Source organism: Aurantimonas sp. HBX-1 (assembly GCF_021391535.1).
GTDB lineage: Bacteria > Pseudomonadota > Alphaproteobacteria > Rhizobiales > Rhizobiaceae > Aurantimonas.
In genome coordinates this window covers 2,259,736-2,281,623 of sequence record NZ_CP090066.1, presented here as the reverse complement: position 1 = coordinate 2,281,623, position 21,888 = coordinate 2,259,736, and the positions used below count along the sequence as shown (strand labels likewise).

Sequence of the window (21,888 nt, the reverse complement as noted above, 5' to 3'; positions counted from 1 at the left end):
AACCTATTTTGTGACGTAGCCGGGATAGGCGTAGGTGCGGCCTTCCGGCTGGAAGCGGCGGAGCGATTCGCAATTGGCGCCGTAAACGTGCCAGGCGTCGAGGCCGAGCACGCAGCCCTCGGCGCGCCATGCCTTCACCGGCGACAGGAAGCCCATGTAGCCGCCGGCGGCAGCGTAACCCATCGGATAGGCTATCATGTAGTAGACCGTGCGCTGGATGCCGTCCGAGATCAACGCCGTGGCCTGGCAGTAGCGCCGCTCGATGGGAGCCTGCGGCAGCACGTCCGCGGCGTCCTGCGGGAAATAGGCCTTCTCGAACATGCCGCTGAACTCGAGGATCGACAGCGGCGCTTCGAGCACGCGCGGCGCACCGTATTCGAACTGGTCCTCGACCTGGGCGAGGACCTTGGCGTTATCGCAAGCCGGCAGCGTCGTGCTGGCCTGCGACGGCGCACGGGAGCGTATCGTGTCGGCGGCCTTCGAGGGGACGGTTACGGCGAAGGCGGCCAGGAGCACGGCGGCGAAGACGAGGGAAGGACGCATGGCGGAGCCTTTCGCGGCAGGAGCGGCGGGTCGTTGCCCGAGCGTTATCACGAATGCCGGGCGTGGCGACTACGGCTTATCGGCGGGAAGCGCAAAAACCCGCGCTGTTGCCGTCGGGCCATGGCCGAGCAGCGGCACCAGCCGCGTCAGGATCGCTTCCGCCTCCGCCGCGAACACGTAGGGCGGGTTGACGACGGCGAGTCCGGTGCCGACGAAGCGCTCGTCCGGGCCGTAGGGCTCGCGCAGGAATTCGGCGACGACGATCTCTCCGGCGCCGAGGCCGGCGAGGGCCCGGTGCAGGGCCGCGACGGCGGCCTGGCGCTTCAGCGGATACCAGACCGCGTAGATGCCGCCCGGCCAGCGGCGATAGGCGCGGGCGAGGCCGGCGGCGATGTCTTCGATCTCGCTGCTCTTCTCGAAGGGTGGGTCGATCAGCACCAGGCCGCGCTTCTCCTTCGGCGGCAGATGCGAGCCGAGCGCCAGCCAGGCGTCGAGCTCGATCGCCTTCACCTGGACGTCGCCGGCGAACAGCGCCCGCAAGGCCGCGGCGTCGGCAGGGTGCAACTCGTAGGCCGACAGCCGGTCCTGGCGGCGCAGCAGCCGGCGCGCGATCAGCGGCGAACCGGGATAGCGATGCCCGGCAAGGTCCGGCGCGATCGCCTCGAGATAGGCGGCAAACAGCGGGTCCGCCGCCAGCTCGGCCGCCGCCGGGGCGAGCCGGTCGACGCCGTCCCTGGATTCGCCGGTGCGCTGCGCCTCGTCGGCGGCGAGATCGTAGAGGCCGCGGCCGGCATGCGTGTCGAAGACGCGGAACGGCTTGTCCTTGCGCTTCAGGTATTCGATCAGCCGGGTCAGCAGGACATGCTTGACCACGTCGGCGAAGTTTCCCGCATGATAGGCATGCCGATAGTTCACGCGTCACCTCTCGCCGGCGTCCCGCCGCCGGCCGATTGGGCGTTCGTCTATGGCGAACGCTGTGTTCAGGGCCTTACCGCAGTGCGGCAAATGCCCAGATGATGCTGGGAACGGGGCTTTGCGCCCTCATCGCATTCAGGAGACAGCCCCGCAATGGCACAGGCCAAACTGTTCGAACCCTTCGATCTCGGACCCATCCAGCTTTCCAACCGCGTCGTCATGGCGCCGTTGACCCGCAGCCGCGCCACCGACGACGGCGACCTCAAGGACATGCACGTCGAGTATTACCGCCAGCGCGCCGGCGCCGGGCTGATCATCACCGAGGCGACGAACATCTCGCCGGAGGGCCGCGGCTACGCCTGGACCCCCGGCATCTTCACCGACCGCCAGGTCGCCGACTGGAAGCGCGTCACCGACGCAGTCCACGAGGAAGGCGGCAAGATCGTCATGCAGCTATGGCACGTCGGGCGCGTTTCGCATCCCGACCTGCAGCCGGGCGGCGCGCTGCCGGTCGCCCCGTCGGCGGTGAAGCCGGAAATGACCGCCTTCACCAATGACGGCATGAAGGACATTCCGGTGCCGCGGGCGCTCGACAAGGACGAGCTGCCGCGCGTCGTCGCCGACTACGTCAAAGCGGCCGAGAACGCCAAGGCCGCCGGCTTCGACGGCGTCGAGATCCATTCGGCCAATGGCTACCTGCTGGACCAGTTCCTGCGCGACGGCGCCAACCAGCGCACCGACGAATATGGCGGCTCGATCGAGAACCGCATGCGCTTCCCGCTCCAGGTCGTCGACGCGGTCGTCGGCGTGTGGGGCCCCGAGCGCGTCGGCATCCGGATCTCGCCGGTGAGCCCGGCCAACGACCTGCGCGACAGCAATCCCGAGCCGCTGTTCACCCGCTATGTCGAGGAACTCTCGAAGCGCAAGCTGGTCTATCTGCACGTCATCGAGGGCGAGACCCGCGGCAACCGCGACCCGGACAAGTTCAAGGCGTGGACGCTGAAGGAGCATTTCGACGGCGTCTACATGGGCAACAACCGCTACGACCGCGATCTCGCGATCGAGCGGGTGGAGAAGGGCGAGACCGATCTCGCCTGCATCGGCCGGCTGTTCATCTCCAACCCCGACTTGGTGACGCGCTTCGTGCTCAACGCGCCGCTCGCCGAGTGGGACGAGAAGACGTTCTACGGTGGTGGCGAGGAAGGCTACATCGACTATCCGTCGCTCAGCCAGGAAGAGCGCGCGCGCTACGCGGCCTGAGCCGCAACAACGCCTTTAGGATGGGGGTCGGACCGCAAGGTCCGGCCCCTTTTTCGTGGAGGCGGGTGGTTTCCTGCAGCCGGACGAATGGCAGCGATCGACAATTTGAATTGGGGTCGCGGCGTCGCTTGCGCTATCAATCGGCGATGAACAAGCCGCTCCCCGTCGCCATCGGGCACTCCGCCTGTCCGCATGATTGCCCGTCCACCTGCGCGCTGGACGTCGAGATTCTCGAGAACCGCACCATCGGCCGGGTGCGCGGGGCGGCCGCCAACGACTACACCGCAGGGGTGATCTGCGCCAAGGTCGCCCGCTACGCCGAGCGCATCCACCACCCGGACCGGCTGCTGAAGCCGATGCAGCGGGTCGGCGGCAAGGGCGAGGGCGGCTGGCGCGAGATCGGCTGGGACGACGCGCTCGACCTCGTCGCCGAAAAGTTCATGGCGGCCGAGGCGCGGTACGGTTCCGAGGCGGTCTGGCCGTATCACTATGCTGGTACGATGGGCCTCGTGCAGCGCGACGGCATCCATCGGCTGCGCCACGCCAAGCGCTATTCCGGCCAGTTCGACACGATCTGCACCAACATGGCCTGGACCGGCTGGTTCGCTGGCGCCGGCGCAATGCGCGGGGCCGACCCGCGCGAGATGGCACAGTCGGACTGCGTGGTGATCTGGGGCACCAACGCGGTGGCGACGCAGGTCAACGTGATGACCCACGCCGCCCGGGCTCGCAAGGAGCGCGGCGCCAGGATCGTCGTCATCGACGTCTACGACAACGCCACGATGCAGCAGGCGGACCTCGCGCTGAAGCTCCGCCCCGGCACCGACGCGGCGCTCGCCTGCGCGCTGATGCACGTGGCGTTCCGCGACGGCACCGCCGACCGCGACTATCTCGCCCGCTACACCGACGACCCGGCCGGGCTGGAGGCGCACCTGGCGTCCCGCACGCCCGAGTGGGCCGCCGCCATCACCGGGCTGGCGGCCGAGGACATCGAGGCCTTCGCGGCCCTCGTCGGACGCACGCCACGGACCTTTTTCCGGCTCGGCTACGGCTTTACCCGCCAGCGCAACGGCGCCGTCGCCATGCACGCGGCGATGTCGGTGCCGGCGGTGTATGGCAACTGGCGGCACGTGGGCGGCGGCGCCTTCCACTCCAACTCCGACATCTTCGGCCTCGACAAGTCCGAGATCATGGGCACGGCCGACCGCGATCCGTCGATCCGCTATCTCGACCAGTCGCGCATCGGCCCGGTGCTGACCGGCGACGCGGCGGCGCTGTCGAACGGCCCGCCGGTGACGGCGATGCTGATCCAGAACACCAATCCGGCCAATGTCTGTCCGGAGCAGCGGCTGGTGCGCCGGGGCTTCCTGCGCGACGACCTGTTCACCTGCGTCCACGAACAGTTCATGACCGACACGGCCAAGCTCGCCGACCTGGTGCTGCCGGCGACGATGTTCCTCGAGCACGACGACATCTATCGCGGCGGCGGCCAGAACCACATCGTGCTCGGGCCGAAACTGGTCGAGCCGCCGGAGACGGTGCGCACCAACCACTTCGTCATCGAGGAACTGGCCAGGCGCCTCGGCGTCGCGGACCGGCCCGGCTTCGGCCTCTCCGAACGGACGCTGATCGACTCGATGCTGAAGGCCGCCGGCGACACGGAAGGTTTTGAGGGCCTTCAGCGCGAGCGCTGGATCGACCGCCAGCCGCCCTTCGAGACGGCGCACTTCCTCTCGGGCTTCGACTGGCCTGACGGCAGGTTCCGTTTCCGCCCGGACTGGACCGGCTCGCTGGCGCCGAACCGGCCGCCGGAGAGCCTGGGGGCGCAGGGACCGGTCGCCGGCCTGCCGGAGTTCCCCGACCACGTCGACCTGATCGAGACGGCCGACGACGACCACCCCTACCGGCTGGCGACCTCGCCGGCGCGGCAGTTCCTCAACTCGACCTTCGCCGAGACGCGCGGCTCGCGCTCCCGGGAAGGCCGGCCGGAACTGCTCGTCCATCCCGAGGACGCGCTGCGCGAGAGCCTCGGGGACGGCCAGTTGGTCACCATCGGCAACAGCCGCGGCGAGGTGCGGCTGCCGGTGAAGGTCAGCGAGACGGTCAAGCCGGGCGTGCTGGTCCACGAGGGGTTGTGGGCGAATACCGATTTCCTCGACGGGGAGGGGATCAACGTCCTCACCGGCTCGGACCCGGTCGCGCCCTTCGGCGGCGCGGCGTTCCACGACAACAAGGTGTGGCTGCGGGCCGAGCCGGTCTGAGCGCCGGCCCGGTTCGCCTCGCTTCCCGGCGCGGCAAAGCTCGCGGCTGCCGCATTCGGTGACGCGACGGTGCCGGGACCGCTTTGTCAGGGCGCCTTGATTGCCACCGGCCCGGTCGTCACCACCCGCAGCTTCCAGTCCTCGGCCCGCGAGCCCGCAAGGTCGAGCCGGCCGACGAGGTATTTCAGCCGGTCGGTGTCGGCGCCCTTGCCGGTGCAGAACCGGTCCTGCAGGTAGAAGGGCGGCGTCGCCTGGTAGTAGAGCGTCGCCTCGACCGAGGCCGGCGTGCTGCCCGCGGGCAGGTCGGCCAGCGGCACGGCGTAGACCAGGCTGTCGCCGCCGCCGGTCTGGTAGTCCGGGTCGTCGCCGACGCCGTAGGAGCCGGTCTCCAGCGCCAGTTCCTCCCCGGCGCCCAGCGCCGCCGCGATCAGCTTGCGGTCGTCGACCCCGAGATAGCCGTGCGGCAGCAGCCGGTTGTCCTTCACCGACGAGCAGATCGACAGGAAGCTCGTCGTCAGCATGCCCGCAGGCGTCGTGCCGGGCCCGCAGATCGGCGGCTCCGGCCCCTCCGGCGGGGTGGAGACCAACTCCTGGTAGACCTGCACCTGGTCCTGCCGGGTGATCTCCTGGTAGTGCGGCTGGTGCAGCCGCCGCTCGGGCTCGACGCGCGCCGAACAATCCGCCGTCCACCAATTCTCGCCGGTCACCGGCGCGCCCGAGGCATCGACCAGCACGCCGGCGCCGTCGGTGCGACCCGAGGCCCACAGCGTCTCGCCGCCTGCGTCGAGCACCCGGAATTCAACGAAGGCCCGGCGGAAGCCGACGCCGGACGGGAACTTGTGGCCGGCCTTGTTCTCGACATTCACCGTTGCCTTCAACATCTTGCCGTCGCTCGTGATTTCCGTCGCCATGATCGCCGCGGTGCCGTCGGTTGCAAGGTCCAGCATCGCCCGTTCGGTGCGCAGCAGCGGGTCTAGGCCCTTCTTGCCGAGCATCGGGTCGGGCAGGCCGATTCCCAGTATGTCCGGAAACTGCTGAGCGATCTTGATGAGGAAGACGTTGAGCCCGACCAGCGTGTGACGGGCGAAGCCGTCGCGCTCAGCAAGGTCGATCTCCTCCGGCGGCCGGACGTTCTCGGCCTGCGGGAAGTTGGAATACTCCTGAATGCTGGCGATCTTGCTGCGATAGGGCACGCCGGCCGCATCGCGCGACGGCATGTGGCAGCCCTGGCAGGATTCGGCGGCGCTGCCGGGGCCGAGCGGCAGGGGCCCGTCCGGGCTCTCGCCGGTGCGATAGGCGCTGAACGCCCACTCGGGATAGGTGGTCTGCTCGTAGGTGTGGGCGATCACCTTGGCATCCTGCATCACCGGCAGGTGCACGGTGTGGCAGGTGCCGCAGATCTCCGAGCTCGCGATCGCCGTATCGTGGGCGGGGATGTTGCCGAAGGCCGCCTTCATCGGCGTGGTCTTGGGATTCTCGAACGGCCCGATCAGCCGGTCCGGGGCGCCGACCAGGAAGCTGCCGGTGAAGGTGCGCGCGAAGCCGGTATTGTCGGGGTTGAGGAATGCCTGCCGCTCGGCGACACAGGCATTCTGCGGCTCATTCGCCGCGGCCTTGCCGGCCTCGCCGAGCGCCATGCGGTGGCAGGCCGTGCAGGAGATGCCGTCGCGCGCCAGCGCCCCGAACTTGGCGTGTTCGGCGGTGGGATTGCCGTCCGGGTAGGGGACCGCGTCGACCATCTCCCGCCGGAAAGGCGCACAGGCGCCGCCGTCCGCCGACCCGTCGATATGGAACTGCCGCTGGCCGGTGATTCCGTGGCAGCCGAGGCAGGTGTCCTGAACGACGTCGCTGGCGCCGGGATGGAAGCTCTGCGTCTCGCTCGCCAGCTGCGCGAAGAAGAACGGGTCGCGGCCGGCGAGACCCATCGGCGACGAGCGCCAGGTCGCATAGGGCGACAGGTTTTCCAGGTTCGCGCCATGCGGGTTCGGCGCCGTCATGTCGAATTGCAGCCCGGTGCTGCCGGCGTCGTGGCAGCCGAGGCACTGGCTGGAGCTGAGGAACGTGTCGGCCGCCGTCGGCCCGCCGGCGGCCACCCATGTCTGGTCGTAGGTCTGCGACGGCATCGGCGCGACGCTGCCGGGATCGACCGCACCCGCGACATAGGCGCGGAGCGCTTCCAGCACGTCCCGGTCGGGCGCCGGTAGCGGCTGGCCGTGCCGGCGCACCGGGTCTTCCTGGGTGGTCACGGCGTCATGATGCGACTCCGCCGGCGGCTGCGGCGGCACGTTCTGGCTGAGGAAGACCAGCGAGCGCCCCGGTTCGCCGAGAATGTTCTTCGGCGAGGCGAAGGTGTGGTTGTTCTCGGCGGAGGCGTGGCAGTTCAGGCAATATTGCGCGAAGCCCATGTTCGGCAGCGGGTTGCTCGGCGCGGGCGGCCAGTCGGGCGCCCAGCCGCTGTCCGGCCCGAAGCCGTACCAGCCCCAGAACCAGCCGTCGAAGGAGGCCTCGGCATCGCGGATCATCACCGCTGCGCCGCTGGTCGGGAACAGCCGCTCCGGCGGCACGGCAACGCAGTCCGCGGCCGGCGCCGGGAACATCTCCTTGACCATCATCGCGCCGTCCGGGACCGGCGGCGGCGTTGCGGGCGTGGCGCCGTCCTCGCTGCGGTTGGCGACCAGCCAGTCGGCCATCTCCGGCGAATACCAGATCACCACCGGCGCATGCGTGCCGTGATCGGTGCCGGTCCATTGCCCGTCGGCAAAGCGGGCGGTGAACGGGCCGGTATCGCGGACCGTGCGGTCGCGTCGCCAGCCGGCTTCGGTGTCGCGGTGGCAGTACTGGCCGAAGAACTGGTCGAGCTTTGCCTCGTACTGGTCGAGCGGCAGGGCGGACGGCTTGCGCACCGCCTCGGCGAGGCTGGCGCAGGCCGCCGGATCCTCCGGCAGCAGCGGTTCGGGGCGCTCGGCCAGGCAGGAGCCGGCCCGGGCTGTCTCGATCGCCATGAGTAGGGCAGCAACGCTCAGGACCGTCAGCCGCAGGCGGCGAGGATGGTGCAGACGGACACTCGGAAGAACACGCATCGCCGCTCCGGGCCGCCTGTCCCGGCGCCCCCTGGCGCCGGCGGAGCAGCGCCTCGTCGTGGTCCCGAAGGCTCGGCACTCGACGCAGGGAGGCAGTCCGCTCGGCCTGCCCGCGGCTGGCAGACCGATGCCCGAACTATCGCAGACGGAAGGGTCCGTCGCCAGCTTGCCTTTGCGTAAAATCTTGCGGTGTACGGTTCGCCGGCCTGCTGGCCGAAGCCGTCCGTCCTAGCCCCGACGGGCGTCCGGCGAGACCAGCATCAGCGGGCTCTCCGCCGGACCATCTCCTTCGTCCGGCTCCGGTCGCCGGCGCTCCGTCACGGCGCGGCCGTTGGTCATGCGCACCGTGCCGTCGAGGACCAGTCTCAGGGCATGCGGGTAGAGCCGGTGCTCGGCGCGCAGCAGCCGTTCGGACAGGCTGGCGGCCGTGTCGCCGGCTTCCACGGCGATCGCCGCCTGGGCGATGATCGGCCCTTCGTCCATGCGCTCGGTGACGAAGTGCACGGTGCAGCCATGGATCCGCATGCCGGCGGCCAGCGCCCGCTCGTGCGTCTCGAGGCCGGGAAACAGCGGCAGCAGCGACGGGTGGATGTTGATCAGTCGTCCGGCATAGCGCTGCACGAAGGCTGCCGACAGGAGACGCATGTAGCCGGCAAGGCAGACGACGTCCGGATCGAGATCGGCCAGCGCGGCGAGCACCGCCGCCTCGTGCGCGTCGCGGTTCTCGTAGGCCTTCTGGTCGACGCCGATGGTCGCGATGCCGTGCCGCCGCGCCGTCTCGAGGCCGGGGGCATCCGGCTTGTTGGCGATCACCCCGACGATCTGGCCGGGATAGGCGGGGTCCATCGAGGCCGCAATCAGCGCGTTCATGTTCGAGCCGCGCCCCGATATCAGGACGACGACGCGCTTGCGGCGGACGCTGCTCATGCCAGCGCCAGCCTGCCGTTGAAGGTGACGGCCTCGCCCTTGCGCTCCAGCACGCGCCCGAGCGGCACCACCGTTTCGCCGGCCGCCTGCAGCAAGGCGCCGACCGTCGCCGCGTCGGCCTCCGAGACCACCACGATCATGCCAATGCCGCAGTTGAAGGTGCGCAGCATCTCGGCTTCCGCGACCCCTCCGGTCCGCGACAGCCAGCCGAAGACCGGCGGTACCGGCACGGCGAAGAGGTCGATGTCGGCGCGCAGCGTGTCCGGCAGGACGCGCGGAATGTTCTCGACGAAGCCGCCGCCGGTGATGTGCGCCAGCGCCTTGATGCCGGCGGTCTCGGCGAAGACCGACAGCAGCGGCTTGACGTAGATCCGCGTCGGCTCGATCAGCGCCGCGCCGAGGCTGCGTCCGGTGTCGAAGGGCGCCGGGTCGCCATAGCCGACGCCGGACAATTCGACGATGCGCCGCACCAGCGAATAGCCGTTGGAATGGACGCCGGAGGAGGCGAGCCCGAGGATCATGTCGCCGGCGGCGATGCCGCCGGCCGGCAGCAGCCGGTCGCGCTCCACCGCGCCCACCGCGAAGCCGGCGAGGTCGTAGTCCCTGTCGGCGTAGAGCCCCGGCATCTCCGCCGTCTCGCCGCCGATCAGCGCGCAGCCGGCCTGCCGGCAGCCCTCGGCGATGCCGCGGACGATGGCCTCGCCCTCCGCCGGGTCGAGCTTGCCGGTGGCGTAGTAGTCGAGGAAGAACAGCGGCTCGGCGCCCTGCACGACGAGGTCGTTGACGCACATCGCCACGAGGTCGATGCCGATCGTGTCGTGGATGCCGGTCTCGATCGCCACCCGCAGCTTGGTGCCGACGCCGTCATTGGCGGCGACCAGCAGCGGATCGGTGAAGCCGGCCGCCTTGAGGTCGAACAGCCCGCCGAAGCCGCCGATCTCGCCGTCCGCGCCGCGCCGCGCGGTGGCCCGCACATGCGGCTTGATGCGTTGGACGAGCTCGTTGCCGGCGTCGATGTCGACCCCGGCGTCGCGATAGGTCAGAGCATTGGTGTTGTCGGCCATGGTCCCGCCTCTGTTCGCGCCGAGTTGACATGATCGCCGGCCGCGAGCAAGACCCGGGGCATGGCAAGCGGGATCGGCACAGGCGTCGGGCAGGCCGCGAACGGGACGACGGGGCAGTTGGGGATCGCCCGATGACCGTCCCGAACCTCATCTCGATCGCCCGGCTGCTGGCCGTCCCGGTACTGGTCTGGGCGTTGATCGACGGGCGTGCCGGCCTTGCCTTCCTGATCTTCATCGTGGCCGGCATTTCGGACGCGGTCGACGGGGCGATCGCCCGCCGCTTCAACCAGCGCTCCGCACTCGGCGCCTATCTCGACCCGATCGCCGACAAGGCGCTGCTGATCACCATCTTCGTCGGCCTTGCCCTGCTCGGGGACCTGCCGACCTGGCTGGCCATCGCGGTGGTCAGCCGCGATCTCCTGATCATGGCGGCGGTCGTCCTGTCCTTCATGATGGGCCGGCCGATCACCGTCCGGCCGCTGCTGGTGTCGAAGCTGACGACGCTGGCGCAGCTACTGCTCGCCGGTTTCGCGCTCGCCGAGCCGGTTCTGGGCCTTCCCCTCGCGGTCCTGGTGGACGTCCTGATCGCCGTGACGGCGCTCTTGACCGGCCTGTCGGCCGCTGCCTATCTCGTCGAGTGGCTTCGGCATATGGCTTCCGGCGAACCGCCGATGCACCGGGAAGACGAATCGCGATGACCGACCAAAGCGCGCTGATCCGACGCCAGGTGCTGTTCTGGAGCCTGGCGGCCCTGCTTTGCGTCGTGATGCTGTGGGTGTTTTCGGGCATCCTGCTGCCCTTCGTGCTCGGCATGGCGATGGCGTATTTCCTCGATCCGGTCGCCGACTGGTTCCAGCGCCGCGGCCTGTCGCGTCTTGCCGCGACCGTGTTCATCCTCGTCCTGTTCATCGTCTTCCTGGCAGCCGCCGTGCTGATCGTGGTGCCGGTGGTGGGCGGCCAGATCGTCAGCTTCTCGGAGCGTCTGCCGGAGTATCTGGACAGCCTGCAGGCGCTGGCCGTCTCCGCCCGGGCCGGGCCGCTCGCCTTCCTGTTCACGGGCGACGAGCTCGATCTCAAGCAGGACCTCGCGCAGTTCGCCAGCCAGGGCACCGGCATCGTCACCTCGTTCCTCGGCTCGCTGTGGTCGTCCTCGCTGGCGGTCGTCAACTTCGTGTCGCTGTTCGTGGTGACGCCGGTGGTCGCCTTCTACATGCTGCTCGATTGGGACCGCATGGTCGACAAGGTGGACAGCTGGATTCCCCGCCAGCACGTCGCCACGGTGCGCCGGCTGGCGCGCGACATCGACGCCTCGGTGGCCGGCTTCGTGCGCGGGCAGGGCAGCGTCTGCCTGATCCTCGGGACGTTCTACGGCGTCAGCCTGACCCTTGTGGGCCTCAATTTCGGCCTGCTGATCGGGCTGTTCACCGGGATGATCTCCTTCGTTCCCTATGTCGGCTCGGCGATCGGCCTGATCCTGTCGATCGGCGTGGCGCTGGTGCAATTTTGGCCCGACTGGCCGTGGGTGGTTGCCGTCGCTGCGATCTTCTTCATCGGCCAGTTCTTCGAGGGCAACATCCTGCAGCCGAAACTGGTCGGCGCCTCGGTCGGCCTGCACCCGGTCTGGCTGATGTTCGCGCTGTTCGCCTTCGGCACGCTGTTCGGCTTCGTCGGCCTGCTGATCGCGGTCCCGGCGGCCGCCGCCGTCGGCGTGCTGGTGCGTTTCGCGCTTGGGCAGTATCTGCACAGCGAGATGTTCTTCGGCCGCAGCCCGCTGGTGGATCCGGCGCGGCTCGAGGCCCGCACGCCGCCGCACGTCATCCGGTCCGGTGTCGATCCGGAACCCGGCGCCTGAGGTAGCGCGCATTGCCTGCCCAGATCCCGCTCGAACTGCCCCACCAGGCCTCGCATTCCCGCGACGACATCGTCCTGTCCGGCTCGAACCGGCTGGCGGTGGAGGCGATCGATTCCTGGCCGGCCTGGCGGCATTCGGTGCTGGCGATCGTCGGCCCGCCGGGCTCCGGCAAGACCCATCTCGCCGCGGCCTGGGCGGAGCGGACGGGTGCGGTGCCAGTGCGGCGCGGCGAATTGCCGGCGCTGCTCGAGCAGCAGGATTTCCGCGCCGTGCTCGACGATATCGACCGCTGCGACCTGGGCGAGGACGAACTCTTCGCGGTGGTCAACGCCGCGCGCCTCGGCGGCGGGACGCTGCTGGCGACGTCGCGACGGGCGCCGCGCGATCTGCCCTTCGCGCTGGCCGACCTGCGATCCCGGCTCGCCGCCGCGACCGTCGCCGAACTCGGCGCCCCCGACGACGAACTCCTCGCCGGAGTCCTCGTGAAGCTGTTCGCCGATCGCCAGATCGATATCGATGCGAAGGCCCTGCGCTTTCTCGGCGAGCGCATGGAGCGATCGCTCGACGCGGCGCGGCGGCTGGTTGCGGAGGCGGACCGCGAGGCCCTCGCCTCCAAGGAGCGCGTCACCCGCCGCCTGCTCAAGCGGGTGCTTGACCGGGAGGCGGAAGCCGTGCGTCATCAAACGGTCGTGTCCGACCCCTATCCGGCCGCCACGGAGGAATGACCATGGACACGACCTCACCGAAGCCGCAGACGCGCACGAGCACCCGGAAGCCGGTCACCCGCACGCGCCGGCTTGCGGCCGTCAAGCCGAAGGCCGCACCGGCTGAACCGGCGGGCGCCGAGCCGGGCGCCGCCGGCGACGCCGCGCGCAACGGGAAAGTCCCGGACATCGCGGGAACGCCGGCGACGGCGAGGGCTGGCAGGAGCGCGCGAAAACCCGCGACCAGCCGGCGCAAGCCCGTAGCCCCTGCGTCCCCGGACGCCGCGCCGGAGGAGAGTGCAGCGCCGGCGGCCGGGCCGCTTCCGGCGGGCGACGCGACGGATTCGCCGGAAGCCGCGCTCATCCTGGAGACGCCGCCGGCACCGCCCGAACCGGCTCCGCCGGCGTCCGAGCCGGTCGAGGAGCCGCTGCCCGCCGATCGCTTCATCAATCGCGAGATCTCTTGGCTGCAGTTCAACCGACGCGTCCTCGAGGAAGCGCAGAACACCGCGCATCCGCTGCTGGAACGGGTCCGCTTCCTGTCGATCTCGGCCGACAATCTCGACGAGTTCTTCATGGTGCGCGTCGCAGGCCTGGCCGGCCAGGTGCGCGAGAAGATCGCCGTCCGCAGCATCGACGGGCTGACCCCGCAGGAACAGCTCGAACGGATCCTGACGGACGTCGTCGAGCTGCAGGAGGAGCAGCAGGCCTCGCTCGCCGACCTCGTCAAGGCGTTGCGCCAGGAACGCATCCACATCGTCGGCGCCGGCGAGCTGAAGGGCGCCGACCGCGCCTGGCTCGAGCGGCATTTCGAGGAGACGATCTTCCCGGTGCTGACGCCGCTGTCCATCGACCCGGCGCATCCCTTTCCGTTCATCCCCAATCTCGGCTTCTCGATCGCCCTGACGCTGATGCGCGAGCGCGATTCGCAGCGCATGAACGCCCTGCTGCGCCTGCCCGTGGCGCTGCAGCGCTTCATCGAGATGCCGCTGACCGACTCCGGCGTCATGCGCTTCGTGCCGCTGGAAAGCGTCGTCGCGCTGTTCATCGCCAAGCTGTTCCCCGGCTACCGGGTGCGCGGCGCCGGCACGTTCCGCATCATCCGCGACTCCGACATCGAGATCGAGGAGGAGGCCGAGGACCTGGTGCGGCTGTTCGAGAGCGCGCTGAAGCGCCGCCGGCGAGGGTCGGTGATCCGCATCGAGTTCGATTCGGTGATGCCGGAGGCGCTGCGCAATTTCGTGGCGGCCGAACTGGAGGTGCCGGACAACCGCATCTCGGTGATGGACGGCATGCTGGCGCTGGATTCTGTGTCGCAGCTCTGCAAGGCGCCGCGCGACGACCTGAAGTTCGCGCCCTATCTGCCGCGTTTCCCCGAGCGGATCCGCGAGCACAATGGCGACTGTTTCGCGGCAATCCGCGAGAAGGACATCATCGTCCACCACCCGTACGAGTCCTTCGACGTGGTCGTGCAGTTCCTGCGCCAGGCGGCCCAGGACCCGAATGTCATCGCCATCAAGCAGACGCTCTACCGCACCTCCAACGACTCGCCGATCGTCCGGGCTTTGGTCGACGCAGCCGAGGCGGGCAAGTCGGTGACCGCGCTGGTCGAGCTCAAGGCGCGCTTCGACGAGGAGGCCAACATCCGCTGGGCCCGCGATCTGGAGCGGGCGGGCGTGCAGGTGGTGTTCGGCTTCATCGAGAAGAAGACCCACGCCAAGCTGTCGCTGGTGGTGCGCCGGGAGGAGGGGCGGCTGGTCAGCTTCTGCCACATCGGCACCGGCAACTACCATCCGATCACCGCGCGCATCTACACGGACCTGTCCTATTTCACCGCCGATCCCGAGATCGCGCACGACATCTCGCTGATCTTCAACTACATCACCGGCTATGCCGAACCCACCGAGGTCAGGAAGCTGGCCATCTCGCCGTTGAACCTGCGCCAGCGCATCATCGGCCATATCCGCGACGAGATCGCCCACGCCAAGGCGGGGCGGCCGGGGCAGATCTGGATGAAGATGAATTCGCTGGTCGACCCGGCGATCATCGACGAGCTCTACCGCGCCAGCCGGGCGGGGGTGGAGATCGACCTGATCGTACGCGGCATCTGCTGCCTCAGGCCCCGCGTTCCTGGCCTGTCGGACAACATCCGCGTCAAGTCGATCGTCGGCCGGTTCCTCGAGCACAGCCGGGTGTTCTGCTTCGGCAACGGCAGTGGCCTGCCCTCGGAGGCAGCGATCGTCTACATCGGCTCGGCGGACCTGATGCCGCGCAATCTCGACCGGCGCGTGGAGACCCTCGTGCCGATCACCACGCCCACCGTGCACAGCCAGATCCTGTCGCAGATCATGCTCGGCAACATTCTCGACAACCAGCAGAGCTGGTCGGTCGCCTCGGACGGCACGTCGCGCCATATCGTGCCCTCGCCGGGCGAACAGCCGTTCAACGCCCAGCGCTATTTCATGACCAATCCGAGCCTGTCAGGGCGCGGCAAAGCACTGAAGTCGGATGCACCCAGACTCATCGCAAGGCAGCGAGCGGACCACGCCCGCTTTGACTGAACTTCCCGTCCAGGGCCGGCTGCAGGGCCGCATTCCGGTAGCTGTCGTCGACATCGGTTCGAACTCGGTGCGACTGGTCATCTACGAAGGCAACAGCCGGGCGCTGACCGTGCTGTTCAACGAGAAGGTGCTGAGCGGCCTCGGCAAGGGGCTGGCGCAGAGCAACCGCCTCGATCCGCAGGCGGTGGAGAGCGCGCTGGGGGCGCTGCGCCGCTTCCGCCAGCTGGCCGAGCAGGCGCAGGTGGCCGAGCTCTACCCGATCGCCACGGCGGCTGCCCGGGAAGCCCAGAACGGACCCGAATTCCTCGCCGCCGCCGAAGCCGCGATCGGGCGGAAGGTGATCATCCTGTCCGGGCCGGACGAGGCGCGTTATGCCGCCGAAGGCGTCCTGTCGGGCTTTCACATGCCGAATGGCATTGCCGGGGATCTTGGCGGCGGCAGCCTCGAACTCGTCGACATCCATGAGGGTCTCTTCGAGGGCGGCCTGACGCTGCCGCTCGGCGGCCTGCGCCTGCGCGACCTCGCCGACGGTGACCTGGTGCGGGCCCAGACGATCTCTGACAGCCATCTCTCCGCCTGCGCACTGGCCGGCGCCGGCGAGGGCCGCCCGTTCTTCGCCGTCGGCGGGACGTGGCGCAACCTCGCCAAGCTGCACATGGAGCAGACCCGCTACCCGCTACACGTCATGCACGGCTACGAACTCGATGCCGGCAAGCTCGACGGGTTCCTCGACGCGGTGGTCCGCAGCGACCCGGAGAAGATCCCCGGCATCGCCGCGGTCTCCAAGTCGCGCCGGGCGCTGCTCGCCTACGGCGCGATCACGCTGAAGAGCGTCATCCGCTTCATCAAGCCGTCGCGGATCGTCCTGTCGGCGCTCGGCGTCCGCGAAGGCTACCTGCACTCGCTGCTCCCCGACGAGGAGAAGGCCAAGGATCCGCTCATCGAGGCGGCCCGCGAGCTCTCGATCCTGCGTTCCCGCTCCCCGGCCCATGCGATGGAACTCGTCGAATGGAGCCGGCGGACCTTCGAGGCTTTCGGGGTCGACGAATCGCCCGAGGAGGAGCGGCTGCGCGAGGCGGCGTGCCTGCTCGCCGACATCGGCTGGCGGGCGCATCCGGACTATCGCGGCAAGCAGGCCCTGTCGATCATCGCCCACGCGGCCTTCCCGGCGGTCGACCATCGTGGCCGGGCCTATCTGGGCTTGACCAACTACTATCGGCACGAGGGCAGTTTCGAGCAGGTGCAGCTGCCGGAACTCGAGAGCCTCGTCGACGAGCGGCTGCTGGCGCGCGCCCGCATCCTCGCGTCGCTGTTCCGCGTCACCTATCTGATGACCGCCTCGATGCCGGGCGTCCTCGACCAGCTGCGCTGGGCGCAGGATCTGCGCGGCGGCTTCACGCTGGTGGTGCCCCGGTCGCTGGCGGCGCTGATCGGCGAGCGGCCGGAGGGGCGGCTGCAGCAATTCGCCAAGACGATCGGCAAGTCGCTGCGGATGGAGGCGCGCTGAGCTACAGCGCCACCACCTCGACGCGCCGGTTGCGGTAGACGAGACCGGTCTCACCCTTCAGCAGTTCCAGCGCGCGTTCGCCGAAGATCTCGCGACGCCAGCCGTCCATCGCCGGGATCTCGGCGGCTTCGCCCTTCCAGGCGAGCTTTTCAAGGTCGTCGCCCGAGGCAATCATCTTGGCGGCGACGCCCTTCTCCTCGACGACGATCTTCAGCAGCACCTTGAGGAATTCCACCGCCGCGGCGGTGCCTTCCGGCAGTTGCGGCGGGCGGGGGATCGCCGGCAGGTCGGACTTCGGCACGGCGAGCGCCCGGGCGACGGCGGCGAGGATCTCCTGGCCGGCATTGCTGCGCTCGAATCCCCGCGGAATCGTCCGCAGCCGGGCCAAGGCCTGCTCGTCGCGGGGCTGCTGCTGGGCGATCTCGTAGATCGCGTCGTCCTTGATGATCCGGCCGCGCGGCTTGTCGATTTCGCGTGCCTCGCGCTCCCGCCAGGCAGCCACTTCCTTCAGCACCTGCAGCTCGATGGGCTTGCGGACGCGCAGCTTCAGCCTGCGCCAGGCGTCGTCGGGGTGCAGGTCGTAGGTCGCCGGGTCGGCGAGCGTCGCCATTTCCTCGGCCAGCCAGTCGCTGCGCCCTTCCGCCTCCAGCTGCGCCTTCAGCGCCCGGTAGACGTCGCGCAGATAGGTGACGTCGGCGAGGGCGTAGGTCAGCTGCTCCTGGCTCAGCGGCCGGTGGCGCCAGTCGGTGAAGCGCGAGGTCTTGTCGATGCGTCCTTCGCTGGTGCGCGCCACCAGCTGGTCGTAGGCGATCGAATCGCCGAAGCCGCAGACCATCGCCGCGACCTGCGTGTCGAACAGGGGTGCCGGGACGAGGCCGCCGAGCTTGTAGACGATCTCGATGTCCTGGCGCGCGGCGTGGAAAACCTTGATCACGCGCTCGTCGCGCATCAGCTCGAAGAACGGCGCGAGGTCGATGCCCTCGGCCAGCGGGTCGACCAGCACGGCGAGGTCGTCGGAGGCCATCTGGACGAGGCAGAGCTCCGGCCAGAAGGTGGTCTCGCGGATGAACTCGGTGTCGACGGTGACGAAGGTGGCTTTGGCGAAGGTGGCGCAGGCCTCGGCGAGCGCCGCGGTAGTGGTAATGGTTTGCATGCTTTCCCTTCTGCCCCAAGACCCCGGACGTTGATAGCCGGATGGGCGAGGAATCCCGCGAAATCTTGACAGCGCCGGGCGCCCATGCGCTTGTCGCCGGCGATTTCAGCCTTACCGCAAGCCCGGTCGACCGCGCGTTCCCACGCGGCGGCGGCGACAGCACAGAGAGAATGCCATGCACCGCTATCGCAGTCACAGCTGCGCCGCCCTGCGCAAGGGGGATGTCGGCGAGACCGTCCGCCTGTCCGGCTGGGCGCACCGCATTCGCGACCATGGCGGCCTGCTCTTCATCGACCTGCGCGATCACTACGGCCTGACGCAGATCGTCGTCGATCCCGATTCGCCAGCCTTCAAGGCGGCCGAGACGGTGCGCGGCGAATGGGTCATCCGCGTCGACGGGCTGGTCAAGGCGCGCTCCGACGAGACGGTCAACGCGAAGCTGCCGACCGGCGAGATCGAGGTGTTCGCGCAGGAGATCGAGGTGCTGTCGGCCTCGAAGGAACTGCCGCTGCCGGTCTTCGGCGAGCCGGACTACCCCGAGGACATCCGCCTCAAGTACCGCTTCCTCGACCTGCGCCGCGAGACGCTCCACCGCAACATCGTGTCGCGCACCAAGATCATCGCCGAGATGCGCAATCGCATGAGCGGGGCGGGCTTCACCGAGTTCTCGACGCCGATCCTGACGGCCTCCTCGCCGGAAGGCGCGCGCGACTTCCTGGTGCCCTCGCGCATCCATGGCGGCAAGTTCTACGCGCTGCCGCAGGCGCCACAGATCTACAAGCAGCTGATCATGGTCTCGGGCTTCGATCGCTATTTCCAGATCGCGCCCTGCTTCCGGGATGAAGATCCCCGCGCGGACCGCCTGCCGGGCGAGTTCTACCAGCTCGACCTCGAGATGAGCTTCGTCGAGCAGGAGGACGTGCTCGCCACGATGGAGCCGGTGATCCGGTCGGTGTTCGAGACCTTCGCCGACGGCAAGCCGGTGACGCAGGAATTCCCGCGCATCGCCTATGACGAGGCGATCCGCAAATACGGGTCCGACAAGCCGGACCTGCGCAACCCGATCGAGATGCAGGACGTCTCGGAGCATTTCCGCGACTCCGGCTTCAAGGTCTTTGCAAACATCCTGGCGTCGGGCGCGCACAACCAGGTCTGGGCGATTCCGGCGAAGACCGGCGGCTCCAGAGCCTTCTGCGACCGGATGAACGCCTGGGCGCAGGGCGAGGGCCAGCCGGGCCTCGGCTACATCTTCTGGCGCAAGGAAGGCGAGGCGCTACAGGGCGCCGGTCCGCTCGCCAAGAACATCGGCGAGGAGCGCACGGACGCCATCCGCCAGCAGCTCGGTCTCGACGACGGCGATGCCTGCTTCTTCGTCGCAGGCGATCCGAAGAAGTTCTACCCCTTCGCGGGCGCGGCCCGGACGCGTGCCGGCGAAGAGCTGAACCTCGTCGACCGCGACCGCTTCGCGCTCTGCTGGATCATCGATTTCCCGTTCTACGAATGGGACGAGGAGAACAAGAAGGTCGAGTTCGGCCACAACCCGTTCTCCATGCCGCAGGGCGGCATCGACGCGCTGCAGGGCCAGGATCCGCTGACCATCAAGGCGTTCCAGTACGACATGGTCTGCAACGGCTTCGAGATCGCCTCGGGCGGCATCCGCAACCATCTGCCGGAGACGATGGTCAAGGCCTTCGAGATCGTCGGGCTCGACCGGCAGACGGTCGAGGATCGCTTCGGCGGGCTCTACCGGGCCTTCCAGTACGGCGCCCCGCCGCATGGCGGCATGGCGGCCGGTGTCGACCGCATCGTCATGCTGCTGGTCGGCGCCAGGAACCTGCGCGAGATCACCATGTTCCCGATGAACCAGCAGGCGCAGGATCTCCTGATGAACGCGCCGGCCGAGGCCTCGCCCCAGCAGCTGCGCGAACTCAGCCTGCGGGTGGCGGTCGCCAAGAAGGACGCCTGAGCTCCATCACGGGCTTGTGACCCGTCCGCGTTGGTAGCGCGGACGGGGCGTCGACATATCCCCGGGACGGAGTTTTCCGGACAGGGAGCGACACGCGATCATGGACCAGACCGAAAAGCAGCTCATTCACGGTCTCTTCGACCGGCTCGAGCAGACCGAGCGCACCGCGCCGCCGCGCGACGGCGAGGCCGAGGCGTTCATCCGCGAGCGGCTCGCCAGCCAGCCCGGCGCGGCGTACTTCATGGCCCAGACGATCATCGTCCAGGATCAGGCGCTGGCAGCGGCCAAGGCGCGGATCGACGAGCTTGAATCGGGCGCGGCCTCAGGGTCGCAGCAATCGGCGTCTTCGCGCGGCGGGCTGTTCGGCAACCTGACGGGTGGCGCAGGCGCCGCATCGCAGCGGCCCGCCAGTTCGGCCTGGGGCCAGCGCGGCAGCGCCAGCGTGCCGTCGGCCGGGATGCGTCGCAGCGGTGGCGGCGGCGGCTTCCTCGCCGGCGCGGCCCAGACGGCGCTCGGCGTTGCCGGCGGCGTTATGCTTGGCTCGATGCTCGGAAGCCTGTTCACGGGCAACGACGCGGCCGAAGCAGCCGACACGGCCGGTGCGGACGAGACGGCGGCAGCGGAGCCCGAGGCGGATGCCGGCGGGGTCGAGGACGCGGGCTTCGACGATGCCGGCGGCGACTTCGGCGGCTTCGACGACATCTGAGCCACGAGCGGAGAGCCGGCGCGCAGCCCTGCGGTCCCTGACACCAGCGAAAGCCGCGCCACCCGATCGGGCGGCGCGGCTTTTTTGCGTCAGTCGTCGGTGGCGTCGTTCGCCGTGACGCTGAGGGAGAGCACGCTCGGCAGGGTCTGCGGCGCGCCCATCGCCGCGCCGATCACCTGCGTCGCCGGCACCGGAGCGGTCGGCTCGATGGCGATCGACAGCGACTGCGGATCGTTGAGGAAGGTCGTCACGGCCGTGATCACCTGCTCCTGGAAGGTCGGGTTCTGCAGGTCGGAGAGCATCGCCGGCAGCATGCTGGTCAGCCCCTCGATCAGCTGCTCGCGCGTCTGGCCGTTCTTCTTGGCGTAGTAGTCCAGCAGCTTGTCTGTCAGGCTGTCATCGACGAAGACCAGGTCGGCCGAGTTCAGGAACAGCTGCGACACCAGCCCCATCATCGCCATGCCGGCGGCGGACTGGTTGTCCGGGTTGGACGCCATCTGCTGCTGCAGTTGCTGCAGCGACTCGATGAAGGCCGGCGTGTAGCCGCTGATCGCGTAGGTGAAGGAGAGGCTGCCGGCATCGGTCAACTCGATGTCGAACGGGTCGAGTTCGAGCAGCCCGGACTGCGGGTTCCACGTCGCCGTGCCGGCGATGTTGCCGCCGAGCGTCGCGTAGCCGAGCTCGCGCATCGTCGCGGCGCTCTCGGCATTGTCGTTCGCGGCGGTGAAGTCGGCATCGAACGTGCCGAGGTCGAATTCCGAGGTCAGCGTGCCGTCGTCGGCGATGTCGTTCTCCATCTCGGCCCCGCTGAGGCTGAAGACCTTCTTGCCGTCCTTCTCGACATTGACCGATTCCACCGCCGCCCTGTCGAAGAAGAGTTCGGAGAAGCTCATCGCGGCGGGGGTGTCGGTCGCTTCCGTGCCGACGAGATGCAGCCCCTCGATGACGATGCCGGTCACCGTCGAGTGCGTGCCTTCCTCGGTCTCGTCGATGTCGGCGATCGGCACCCGCTCGACCGTCCAGCCCTCGGCGGTCGAGCCGGTGACGTTCTCGAAGGTGATTTCCCCGATCTTCTCGGAGTCCTCGGCCGAGGCGGGCGAGAAGCGCACGCCCCGCAGCACCACGTCGTCGCCGTCCTCCTCGGCGCTGTCGAAGCTCATCTCGACGCTCTGCGTCGACGCGACGGCCTTGAGCCGGTCGGCAAAGGCCTGCGCATCCACCGCGAGGGCCGAACTGGTGCACAGCAGCAGCACCGCGGTGGCGGCGGCCGGAATGCCTGTCTTGACGATCATGGAAACCTCTTGAAACGGCGCCCCGGCACGCTGCCGGCAGGCGGTGTCGCTGCATCCGACGCAATCTAGGACGGAAGCGTCGGGCTGATAAGGGAGT

The 21,888-nt window shown here is 69.1% G+C and carries 16 protein-coding genes; 9 read left to right on the top strand and 7 right to left on the bottom strand.

All coding sequences use genetic code 11. The features are described from left to right. Window positions 1-3 precede the first annotated feature (3 nt). Window positions 4-543, bottom strand: a complete 540-nt coding sequence (locus tag LXB15_RS10825; protein ID WP_233948472.1) for a hypothetical protein — start codon at window positions 541-543, stop codon at window positions 4-6. 69 nt (window positions 544-612) lie between these two features. Then, the gene (locus tag LXB15_RS10820) at window positions 613-1,458 is read right to left on the bottom strand and encodes a 23S rRNA (adenine(2030)-N(6))-methyltransferase RlmJ (protein WP_233948471.1); all 846 of its coding nucleotides are present in this window, start codon (window positions 1,456-1,458) and stop codon (window positions 613-615) included. A 153-nt stretch (window positions 1,459-1,611) separates the two neighbouring features. On the opposite strand from LXB15_RS10820, the gene LXB15_RS10815 reads away from it, so the two are divergent. Together LXB15_RS10815 and LXB15_RS10810 are read left to right on the top strand one after the other, a co-directional pair. Continuing rightward, complete coding sequence (locus tag LXB15_RS10815; protein WP_233948470.1) at window positions 1,612-2,718, top strand: alkene reductase; 1,107 nt, start codon at window positions 1,612-1,614, stop codon at window positions 2,716-2,718. Between the two features lie 146 nt (window positions 2,719-2,864). Beyond that, window positions 2,865-4,979 carry a molybdopterin oxidoreductase family protein gene (locus LXB15_RS10810; RefSeq protein ID WP_233948469.1) on the top strand — a complete coding sequence of 705 codons (2,115 nt, stop codon included), beginning with the start codon at window positions 2,865-2,867 and terminating at the stop codon, window positions 4,977-4,979. Window positions 4,980-5,065: 86 nt separating this feature from the next. On the opposite strand, the gene LXB15_RS10805 is transcribed toward LXB15_RS10810, so the two are convergent. From LXB15_RS10805 to purM, 3 genes are all read right to left on the bottom strand, one after another. After that, a complete protein-coding gene (locus LXB15_RS10805) occupies window positions 5,066-8,059 on the bottom strand; it encodes a hypothetical protein (RefSeq protein WP_233948468.1) in 2,994 nt (997 codons plus the stop codon). Between the two features lie 228 nt (window positions 8,060-8,287). After that, window positions 8,288-8,986: a phosphoribosylglycinamide formyltransferase gene (gene purN, locus LXB15_RS10800; RefSeq protein WP_233948467.1), complete on the bottom strand. Its 699-nt coding sequence runs from the start codon at window positions 8,984-8,986 to the stop codon at window positions 8,288-8,290. Continuing rightward, on the bottom strand, window positions 8,983-10,050 hold the full coding sequence (purM, locus tag LXB15_RS10795; RefSeq protein WP_233948466.1) for a phosphoribosylformylglycinamidine cyclo-ligase: 1,068 nt from the start codon (window positions 10,048-10,050) through the stop codon (window positions 8,983-8,985). The genes purN and purM overlap by 4 nt, the downstream gene beginning before the upstream one ends. Before the next feature lie 131 nt (window positions 10,051-10,181). Here purM and LXB15_RS10790 point away from each other — a divergent pair, with 131 nt between their 5' ends. The 5 genes from LXB15_RS10790 to LXB15_RS10770 are packed head-to-tail and all read left to right on the top strand — an operon-like array spanning window position 10,182 to window position 16,674. After that, a complete protein-coding gene (locus LXB15_RS10790; RefSeq protein WP_233948465.1) occupies window positions 10,182-10,748 on the top strand; it encodes a CDP-alcohol phosphatidyltransferase family protein in 567 nt (188 codons plus the stop codon). Next, window positions 10,745-11,902 carry an AI-2E family transporter gene (locus tag LXB15_RS10785; RefSeq protein ID WP_233948464.1) on the top strand — a complete coding sequence of 386 codons (1,158 nt, stop codon included), beginning with the start codon at window positions 10,745-10,747 and terminating at the stop codon, window positions 11,900-11,902. Before LXB15_RS10790 ends, LXB15_RS10785 begins: the two co-directional genes overlap by 4 nt. Before the next feature lie 11 nt (window positions 11,903-11,913). Beyond that, window positions 11,914-12,627 carry a DnaA ATPase domain-containing protein gene (locus tag LXB15_RS10780; protein ID WP_233948463.1) on the top strand — a complete coding sequence of 238 codons (714 nt, stop codon included), beginning with the start codon at window positions 11,914-11,916 and terminating at the stop codon, window positions 12,625-12,627. Between the two features lie 2 nt (window positions 12,628-12,629). Beyond that, entirely contained in the window at window positions 12,630-15,167 is a 2,538-nt protein-coding gene (locus LXB15_RS10775; protein ID WP_370640088.1) for an RNA degradosome polyphosphate kinase, read from the top strand. Beyond that, on the top strand, window positions 15,160-16,674 hold the full coding sequence (locus LXB15_RS10770) for a Ppx/GppA family phosphatase (RefSeq protein WP_233948462.1): 1,515 nt from the start codon (window positions 15,160-15,162) through the stop codon (window positions 16,672-16,674). Before LXB15_RS10775 ends, LXB15_RS10770 begins: the two co-directional genes overlap by 8 nt. 1 nt (window position 16,675) lies before the next feature. On the opposite strand, the gene rnd is transcribed toward LXB15_RS10770, so the two are convergent. Further along, window positions 16,676-17,827 (bottom strand): ribonuclease D, encoded by a 1,152-nt coding sequence (rnd, locus tag LXB15_RS10765; RefSeq protein WP_233948461.1) that lies wholly within the window; start codon window positions 17,825-17,827, stop codon window positions 16,676-16,678. Window positions 17,828-18,002: 175 nt separating this feature from the next. Here rnd and aspS point away from each other — a divergent pair, with 175 nt between their 5' ends. Further along, complete coding sequence (gene aspS / locus LXB15_RS10760) at window positions 18,003-19,793, top strand: aspartate--tRNA ligase (protein ID WP_233948460.1); 1,791 nt, start codon at window positions 18,003-18,005, stop codon at window positions 19,791-19,793. A gap of 100 nt (window positions 19,794-19,893) precedes the next feature. After that, the gene (locus LXB15_RS10755) at window positions 19,894-20,499 is read left to right on the top strand and encodes a DUF2076 domain-containing protein (RefSeq protein WP_233948459.1); all 606 of its coding nucleotides are present in this window, start codon (window positions 19,894-19,896) and stop codon (window positions 20,497-20,499) included. Window positions 20,500-20,588: 89 nt separating this feature from the next. Here LXB15_RS10755 and LXB15_RS10750 read toward each other — a convergent pair whose 3' ends face one another. Then, entirely contained in the window at window positions 20,589-21,791 is a 1,203-nt protein-coding gene (locus LXB15_RS10750; RefSeq protein ID WP_233948458.1) for a hypothetical protein, read from the bottom strand. Window positions 21,792-21,888: the final 97 nt, after the last annotated feature.